Raw genomic sequence first — 3,803 nt, 5'->3', positions numbered from 1 at the left:
TTCACGTTTGAAAATCAATTCCAGAGGCACCTCAATTTGAACGTCTGGGCTGATATGAAACAAACCAAGTCAGGATTAGTGGCCAAGTTATACTAAGTTTTGTTTTTTGGCGGACGACCACAATCAATCTGTAAATATTTAACCGACAAATAGGTTACAACGTTGGTGGTATGAGGTCGTGGCGGATTGACGAGAGGAAATCTGTCCAACCGAGCAGAAGCCCGCACGAGATTCGACCGTGTCGAATCGGCACAAACCCGCCATGCCTTATTACCACGTGTTAGGGGCTGTGCTTTATTCATTTAATAGTATCCATTTAAAAAACTCTTGTCCCTTTTTTGAAAGAGAAACGTAAGAATTTTTATTCGAATCCACCAATCCAAAAGCACTTGCCTCTGGTAGATTAGGTACTTGGTCAAAATCTAGCCATTCACCAGTCAAAACGATATTTCTATTCGCCATGAATTCATCAATTTTTCCTGATTCCTTGTATTGTTTAAATTCATCATGCATTGAAGCATTTGAATTTTTAGATTTCAATTCTTTTACTTGATTTTTTAAAGATTGAGTTTCTTGTTCTAGTTTAAAAATCTGCTTTTCCTTTGCTAATAACTGTCTTTGAGTCTCAACGTCCCCTCCTTGTAAGGACATATATTTACTCCAAATAGCAGAGATTAACTGACCTAATTCTTTCTTAGTATAATTTTCAGGCATTAAATGAAGCAAATCATCTGTTAGTTCAGGGTATCTATCTGCAATTTCATCATAGGTTTCTTTACAATCAAAAATTGAAATTATTTTGTTTAAATCAAAGTTGTTTCCTTTTTTTGCCTCCTCCCTTAATACATGTTTGATTTCCTTATCTACCCATGAGGATTTTAGTGATTGCTGAGTAAAAAAGATTAAAGCAATATCTGCTTTATCCAACCCATCTCTAAAAATGGATTTTCTCAAGTTATCACCAGGTAAAATTTTTCGTTTATCAATCCAAACGTTTATATAGCAATCTTCTAAATCTGCTACAATAGGTTCAATTAAGGCTTCTTTATCCTCTGAAGAATGGCTTACAAATACAAGTACTGATTTTCCCATACTAATTTTATTGTTTTTTAGTTCAATTGGTGCTTTGTTTCTATTCAACCTCGGATTTCAATTTATTCAATAAAGCTTCAATTTTCTTTAAATAATTAGGTAAATCAGATGCGACATACTTCCAAAAGTCTTCAAATTGGAATTGATTTCCATCGTATATTACGTCTGATACAAAAGGATGACTCAACTCTTGTTCGATGAATCTAGCATGCGTAATCATATTATCCATAGCTCTACTTCTATCATTTTTACGTGACGCATTCTTTGAATCATATTTATAGTCTTTGTATTTCTCAAAATGATACTCCAAAGAACTCTTTATTCTTTCAATTTCTTGTATTTGTTTTTCTTTACTCATAAAATATTCGTTTTGAATTTAAATATTGTAATAGTAGCAAAATAAATCAATAGACATTAATGACCATTTCGCTTATTCAACGCCTCGCATTGCCCCTAACGGCTTGCGGTATGAAACGTTGCGCATTACAAAACACAAACTTATCAAGCCGTTAAGCTGCTGATTAAATGTTATTTTGTTTAAATATACCACTATCCGCGCAATGTTTTATGACCGCGTGTTAGCGGTTGTTGTTTATTTTATCAAATTTTCTTTCATATTTTTTCGAATCAAGAAAATTATAAGTCCGCTCTCCATCAATTAATTCTCCTTTAAACTGTTGGTAAAATGAATCTTTAATATTTGATGATGGAGTCCGTTTTGTCTTTTCTAAATCAAATAGTTCAGTAATCGATTCAGCTATCTTTTTTCTTTCTCCGCCAACAATATCAGGAATCCAGCCTTTTTTATTTAACTCATAAAACAATTCACATAATTCCTGTTGAGTACCTAACCATTGAATACTTTTTAATTCGATTGCTTTGAAGGACATTTTATTAATTAAAGAATCTTTACTTATCGGAGGGTTAAGAACTAAAATCCTTTGCTCTATAAAATCACAAAGCATTTCAATAATACTATCGGAAACTTCTTTAGTTAAACTTACTCCCCAAAATATGCTAATTTGTTTCGATTTATCCTCCAAAATCCTACGGTACAAATTAAGCAAGTTATTTAAAATCACTTCTTCATTTTCTATTTCCGTAAAAAAATGAAAGCTTTTAGCATTCTTTAAAAACTCTCCATAGTTATATGTCAGTGAATGAAAGTAATCTTCAATAAAATCAGATATTAGGTAAACATCTTGTGTGTCAAGAATTTTGTTTTCAAATCTTGACTTAGATTCCTCAATTCTTTTAGTATCTATTTTTCCATCATAGTTAGAGATTTCATAAAATAGGTCAAAAAGTTCTAATGTGTATATTGAGTATCCAATGTCATGTGAGGCAGTTTCTATTTCGTAGGGAAAAGAGCGAAAGATATTATTAAATCTTTCAGTTATGTTTTCCTTCGAAAAGTCATGAATTGCACCTTTTTTAATAAAGTGAATCTTTCCATTAAATTCTTCTAACAGTTTTGAGACTTTTTCTAAATCCTCCGAATAATATTTTACATCTGTTATCATATCTTTTTTTGTCTCAAAGTAAATTCAATCCAAATTCACCTGCAATTACCTTTCAGTTACGGTAATTAAATAACCGCTAACGGTTGGCCGCATGGCGCTGTAGCAGATTTGCGTTGAGATTGTCCGTCCGAGAGGACGAGACTATCGAAGCGGGAATCTGCATGACCAAAATACTACCGCCTCTGCTATGCGCTATGGCGGCGTGTTGGCAACCGTAATTATTTAATGTTAATTGCTCGCAGCGAAACAATCATTTATGTTTTTATGTCCATTAACTTTTGAAAATAAGTGCAAAGCTAATGGTGTTGGCTCAAAAGTAACCTTTGTAAAATCCTCTTGATTAATTGTAAAACCCGAACCACTGCTTAAAAAGCTAGAACTTGGCAATAATTCTAAAGACCTTAGATGGTCAATTTCTCTATCTAACCTATTAATATCATTTGTTTCTGATATCTCAAATAATTTCTCCAAACTTATCTCACAAGATGTTTCCGTGTATATCAAACCGTTCTTATCATAAATTACTTTCGAATTTTTGCAGATATGGTTTAAAATTCGACATTGTAATCCAGTTAATGATTTGAGAATTTGGATAAAAATTAGATTTGAATCGTCACTATCATTTTTATCTACGGAGGACGCCAATAATCCAGCCCACATATCCAAAATTAGTTCATTATCCTGCCAAGACGCATTCTCAATTATTTCTACACCAATTCTCGGGTTTAATTTTAGTTGTAATTTATCACTTATGAATTCATATTTGTCTTGAGATTTGTTAATCATTTTAATGATGTTATTTAATCTCCAATATCTCATCTTGTCATTAAGCATTAAACCAAACTCTGTTGCAGCAGGCATACAAATTGCTGATAAAAACTGTCCAACTCCATTTGCCGATTTTTCAACAGCTATTTTTAATGAATCTCCGTATGGCTTTATTCCAAAAATGTCATTTATCTCGGGCATTTCTTATTAGTCTTTAGGTTATTATATTGGGTATGTGTTTTTTTATGGTTGCCAACGTTTGGCTGCATGGCGTCGTGAGGGATTTTAACCTTACAATCTTTCCAAATTGAGCTGAGCCAAAGCGGTGTATTTGTTTTTAACTTTTTGTTTCTAAAGCCAAATCACTGATTTGGCGCTGGTAGCCGAAGCTAAGGACTCACAAAAACGCTACGAATCCCG

Annotated in this window: 4 protein-coding genes; all 4 read right to left on the bottom strand. The window is 32.9% G+C overall.

Annotated elements, in window-relative coordinates; translation table 11 throughout:
* Window positions 1-294: 294 nt before the first annotated feature.
* The 4 genes from ACSX1H_RS18890 to ACSX1H_RS18875 all read right to left on the bottom strand — a co-directional run bounded on the left by ACSX1H_RS18890 (window position 295) and on the right by ACSX1H_RS18875 (window position 3,584).
* Window positions 295-1,092 (bottom strand): toll/interleukin-1 receptor domain-containing protein, encoded by a 798-nt coding sequence (locus tag ACSX1H_RS18890; RefSeq protein ID WP_439185816.1) that lies wholly within the window; start codon window positions 1,090-1,092, stop codon window positions 295-297.
* A 40-nt stretch (window positions 1,093-1,132) separates the two neighbouring features.
* Window positions 1,133-1,450, bottom strand: coding sequence for a hypothetical protein (locus ACSX1H_RS18885; RefSeq protein ID WP_439185815.1), 318 nt, complete (start codon window positions 1,448-1,450; stop codon window positions 1,133-1,135).
* A 220-nt stretch (window positions 1,451-1,670) separates the two neighbouring features.
* A complete protein-coding gene (locus ACSX1H_RS18880) occupies window positions 1,671-2,615 on the bottom strand; it encodes a hypothetical protein (protein WP_439185814.1) in 945 nt (314 codons plus the stop codon).
* Window positions 2,616-2,843: 228 nt separating this feature from the next.
* Window positions 2,844-3,584, bottom strand: coding sequence for an Abi-alpha family protein (locus ACSX1H_RS18875; RefSeq protein WP_439185813.1), 741 nt, complete (start codon window positions 3,582-3,584; stop codon window positions 2,844-2,846).
* Window positions 3,585-3,803 lie beyond the last annotated feature (219 nt).

It is taken from the genome of Carboxylicivirga taeanensis (assembly GCF_051851475.1).
GTDB classification, from domain to species: Bacteria; Bacteroidota; Bacteroidia; order Bacteroidales; family Marinilabiliaceae; genus Carboxylicivirga; species Carboxylicivirga taeanensis.
Note: the sequence above shows the minus strand (reverse complement) of the source record. Positions and strands in the feature narration are given on the sequence as shown.